This is a genomic window from Edaphobacter sp. (genome assembly GCF_035763405.1).
Lineage (GTDB): Bacteria > Acidobacteriota > Terriglobia > Terriglobales > Acidobacteriaceae > Edaphobacter.
In genome coordinates, this window is sequence record NZ_DASUBE010000052.1 from 1 (window position 1) to 4,832 (window position 4,832).

5 protein-coding genes are annotated in these 4,832 nt (G+C 61.0%); all 5 read right to left on the reverse strand.

Translation table 11 applies throughout. The features are described 5' to 3' along the window. A partial coding sequence (locus VFU66_RS05225; protein ID WP_326445183.1) for an alanine racemase occupies window positions 1-660 on the reverse strand: 660 nt, incomplete at its 3' end. A 35-nt stretch (window positions 661-695) separates the two neighbouring features. Then, window positions 696-1,397 (reverse strand): helix-turn-helix transcriptional regulator, encoded by a 702-nt coding sequence (locus VFU66_RS05230; RefSeq protein WP_326445184.1) that lies wholly within the window; start codon window positions 1,395-1,397, stop codon window positions 696-698. A 540-nt stretch (window positions 1,398-1,937) separates the two neighbouring features. Beyond that, window positions 1,938-2,321, reverse strand: a complete 384-nt coding sequence (locus VFU66_RS05235; protein ID WP_326445185.1) for a VOC family protein — start codon at window positions 2,319-2,321, stop codon at window positions 1,938-1,940. A gap of 640 nt (window positions 2,322-2,961) precedes the next feature. After that, window positions 2,962-4,347 carry a replicative DNA helicase gene (dnaB, locus tag VFU66_RS05240; protein ID WP_326445186.1) on the reverse strand — a complete coding sequence of 462 codons (1,386 nt, stop codon included), beginning with the start codon at window positions 4,345-4,347 and terminating at the stop codon, window positions 2,962-2,964. 125 nt (window positions 4,348-4,472) lie between these two features. Further along, window positions 4,473-4,832, reverse strand: a 360-nt coding sequence (locus tag VFU66_RS05245) for a peptide-methionine (S)-S-oxide reductase (protein WP_326445187.1), incomplete at its 5' end; no start/stop codon positions are given.

Consider the following 4,832-nt stretch of genomic DNA (forward strand, 5'->3'; position numbering starts at 1 on the left):
ACACAGCGAACCTTCCTGAACATCGTTGTCCACCGTAGACGAAGCCCCCGCATGAACCCACTGAGGCCGCAGCCCGGCATCTCTCACTGTCCGCACAGCCTCGCCAAATCGCTCCCGCTGCCGCCGCGTCTGCTCCGCCCCAGCCACCTCCGCCGAAGCAAAGTGCGTCATCACGCCGTCGAGCACAAGCTCCTTCTGCGCAGTCAGCCAGCCGAGCACCTCAGGCAAGCCCTCCGCGCGAACACCCTGCCGCGTCATCCCCGAATCCATCTCCAGATGCACCCGCAGCGCAGCCGAGCCACGACGCCTCACCGCTACAGCCAGCAACTCCATCTGCCGTAGGTTCCAGACCACGGGCGTCAGATCATGTTCGACCATCATGTCGGCATCATCATCCAGCATCCCGCTCATCGTCATGATTCGCGGCTGACGTGCCCGATCCATCCCCGCAGCCAGCAAAGCAGCACGCGCCGTCGCGCCCTCTACCGCATCGGCAACGCCCAGCCATTCGGCCCCCGCCCGCGTCAGCACCGGGACGCACAGCGCAGCGCCATGCCCGTAGGCATTCGCCTTCACCACTCCCATCACCGCGACGTCCCCGCCCGCCGCCCGCGTCAGCACGCCGTAGTTTCCAGCCAGCCGTTCTTCTGAGATCTCCACCCAGCTCTTCACGCTCTCTATCCTAACCGGCACGCTCATCCAAACCGCGCCCGGTCTTCCGGCGGCAGCGTCCGCTTCAGATAATCCTCCAGCCGCTGCCCCTTCTTCTGCACAAACGTCCGCTCCAACACGGCAACATCCTCCATGCGGTCCATGCGAAACGTGCGAAAATCCTCACGCAGCTCGCACCACGCCGCCAGCGTCCACGCGCCGCTCCAGAAGGCCAGCAGCAGCGGACGCACATCCCGCGAGCTTGCTGTGCCGTCCTCGCGCACATAGCCAAACCGCACCATGCGCCGCGACTTGCACGCACCATGCAGCACATCCAGCCGCTCGCGCAGCAGAGTCGTCATGCGAAATCCCGGAGCATACAGCAGAATCGAGTCGAAGTCGTTGCGCAACTCCGCCGGCAGCACGGCCTCAATCCGTTGCAGCGCATGGCTGGCGGCAGCCACGTTCTCCGCGCCGCCCCACGCCCGCACCAGCCTCGCCCCCAGCACCAACGCCGTCAGTTCTTCGCGGGTAAACATTAGCGGAGGCAGGTCCTCGTCGCGCCGGAGCGTATAGCCCACCCCGGCCTCGCCTTCAATCGGCATCCCCGAGGCCTGCAGGTCCTGCACGTCGCGGTAGATGGTGCGTTGCGAAACCTCAAGTTTTTCGGCCAGCTTCTGCGCCGTCAGCAACCGGCCCGAACGCAGAAACTGGACGATCCGAAACAGCCTGTCTGCTCGTCGCATGAGTCGATCTTATAGCTGACTCCCTGGAGGATAGTCCCGGTGAACGTCTCATCCCCGGGCGGCCCCACTTTTTATCGTCATTCCCTTTGTTGTCATTCCCGAAGGGATCTGCATTTCACATCTCACGCCACGTCTCTGAAGTTCACAACATCATTCAAGTTGTCATCCTGAGTGGAGTTTGGCGGCTTTTTACGCCAAACGGAGTCGAAGGACCTGCGGTTTGCGATTTCAACTGATGCAAAGAACGTTCGAGACACCACACCAATGTGCTGAGTCATGAGTTCGCTTTACAAGGGCCAAAGGACCGTTCTATACCAGCCCGGGGCGTATCCCCAGGTAATGTTTGCCGCAAAATCCAAGGGCTGAAAGAGGGTGCTGAAGAAGTCCGTTTTGCTTAAGGGCACGGCTTCAGCCGTGCCGCAAGTACCGCAAAATCAACGCGGCTTTAGCCGCTGAGGTGCGCCTTTCTCTTCGCCAATGACTTTTTCAGCACCCTCTGAAAGCCCGTCCTATGCGTCACCAAGTTAATGACTCACCACTCTAGTGCGAGTGCAGACCCACGTGGTTGCCTTCCGAATCGCGCAGGCAGGCGAAGTGTCCATAGCCTCCCGGCACGGCAGTCTTCGGCTGCAGAACCAGCCCGCCCGCCGCCGGCACGCGCGCCAGCACTTCATCCAGGTCGCCGTCGCAGTTCAGGTAGACCATCGGTCCGGTCGCGCCCGGCTTCTGGAAGGTGCGCTTCACCAGCGTCCCGCCGGTCCCTGTCTCTTCAGCGTCAAAGATGGCCACAGGCCCGAAGTGGTCATTGCGCACCAGCTTCGTTCCCAGCATCGTCTCGTAAAACATGGTGGCGCGGTCCAGATCGGCGCACGGAATCTCGAACCAGTTGATGGCGCTCTGCCGCTTGGCGGTCTTCTTCGTCATAGCCAGCTCCTTACTTTGTCGTCAATATCAACGAGCATAGCCAACCCCTGCTGACAGCATCCTGTCAGTAGCCTTCAAGGTATCGAGCCGAGTACTTCTCAGCGCACCGTGCCTGCTCGCGGTCATTTTTTTGTTGCCCTCCCCAGGGGAATCTGCGCTCCGCCGAGCGCCTCATCTTCGGCGCAGCGTCATCGCGCCTAAGGTGGAACCTGACGTCACCCCAACCCGCGTCATCTCGACCGCAGGCGGCGTCTTTACGCCTCCCAACCCGCGTCATCTCGACCGGAGGCGGCGTCTTTTGCCACCGGAGTGGAGAGACCCCCGTATCTCTCTCCCGGCCGCCACACTGTCAACCCCCTTCGGTCGCCCCCAATCGACCATCCGGTTGCACCGGAAGGAGATATTCCCCAGGCAAAGTTGGCGGTTGAGTTTACTCCAGCGGTTTAAAATAGAGACAGAAGCAAATAGACCCCGGCCACTCCGCTGGGACGTATGATCCCGCTAAGTCAAGCAGGATGAATATTTTGCGCGGAGTGGCCCAATGGAATCAATACTTTACAAAAGAAGTCCAGACCTAAGTCCTTTGTTAGAAGGATTTTGCACAAAAACAGGGGGGAGGGGGGAGGTATCCCCCAAAGCCTCAATAGCCGCCCGAGTCCCCGCCTGGCTGCAAATTCTCGAACCGCGTGTAGTCCGACAGATACGCCAGATGCACACTCCCCGTCGGCCCATTTCTCTGCTTGGCGATGATGATCTCCGCCTTGCCCTTCACATCTTCGTTCTCGCGGTCGTAGTACTCCTCGCGGTGGATGAAGCAGACCACGTCGGCATCCTGCTCAATCGAGCCCGACTCCCTGAGGTCGCTCAGCAGAGGCTTCTTGTCGCCGCCGCGCTGCTCGCTCGCACGTGAGAGCTGCGAGAGCGCGACCACCGGAACCTTCATCTCCTTGGCCAGCGCCTTCAGCCCGCGCGAGATCGCCGAGACCTCCTGCGTCCGGTTCTCGAACGTCCGCTGGTTCGCCGACACCGAGCCGGTCATCAGTTGCAGATAATCAATCACAATCAGGTCGAGCCGTCCCTGCTGCTGCCGGAGCCGCCGCGCCTTCGCCCGCATCTCCGCCAGCGTGATTCCCGGCGTGTCGTCGATAAACATCTTCGACTCCACCAGCTTCCCCAAGCCTTCGATCAGCTTCTGCCGGTCGTCCTTCATCAGCATCCCGGTCTGAATCGCCTTCGAGTTCACCATCGCCTGCGAGGCCAGCATCCTGCGCAGCAGGCTCGCCTTCGACATTTCGAGCGAGAAGACAGCGACCACCTTGCCCCCGCGCACCGCCGCATTCTCCGCGATGTTGATCGCCCACGCCGTCTTGCCCATCGAAGGCCGCGCCGCGATGATAATCAGCTCCGACTCCTGCAACCCGCTCGTCATGCGGTCGAACTCGATGTAGTGCGTCGCCAGCCCCGTGACCTCGCGCCCCTGCTCATAGAGCGCATCGATTGAGCCGAACGAGTCCTTCACAATCGCGCTGATGTCGGAGAAGCCGCCCGTCACCGCATGCTCGGAGATCTCGACCAGCCGCTGGCTCACCGTGTTCAACACGTCAAGCGCGGCCTGGCTCTGGTCGGCTGCGTCCACCATGCCCATGTCGCAGACCGTCATCAACTGTCGCATCAGGCTCTTGTCCCGCACAATGCGGACATAGCTCTCAATGCTCAGCTTGCGCGGCAGACCCTCGCTGAGCGACGCCAGATAAGGCACGCCGCCAATCGAGTCCAGCTCCTTGCGACGGCGCAACTCCTCCGCCACGGTGACAATGTCCACCGCGTGCCCAGCCTCGGCCAGATGCACCATCGCCGCGTAGATTCTACGGTGTGAATCGAGCGCGAAGTCGTCGGCGATCAGCAGCATCGTCGCATCGACAATCGCCACCGGCTCGACCAGCATCCCGCCGAGAATCGTCATCTCCGCGTGAACGGACGAAGGCCGCTCGTCTTCTTTGCCGACCAGATGTGGATAGGTAGCCATCCCTACAGCCTAGTCCCAAAGCCGCCTGCGGAAACATCGGCGATTTCCGTGGAAAACAGGACAAGTCAGTGAGCCATCGGCGTTTCGCCCGGGTTGCCTTAATAGGTGCGCGATTTTTATCACACCTACTTCCGCCCCTTGTAGTCCTTGAACAACTCCGGGAACTGCTGCTTCAGCGCCGCCACCTTCGGCACATCGCAGATCTGAATATACGGATTGTTCGGGTTCTTCTCTGCGTAGTCCTGGTGATATTCCTCTGCGTCATAGAACGCCTTGAGCGGAACCACCTCGGTGACAATCTTCTTCGGAAACACATGCGCTGTGTCCAACTGCGCGATGTAAGCCTTCGCAATCTTTTCCTGCTCGGGCGATGTGAAGAAGATGACCGAGCGGTAGGACGTGCCCACGTCCGGTCCCTGCCGGTTCAACTGCGTCGGGTCGTGAACGACGGAGAAGAACACGCGCAGCAGCGTGCCATAGCTGAT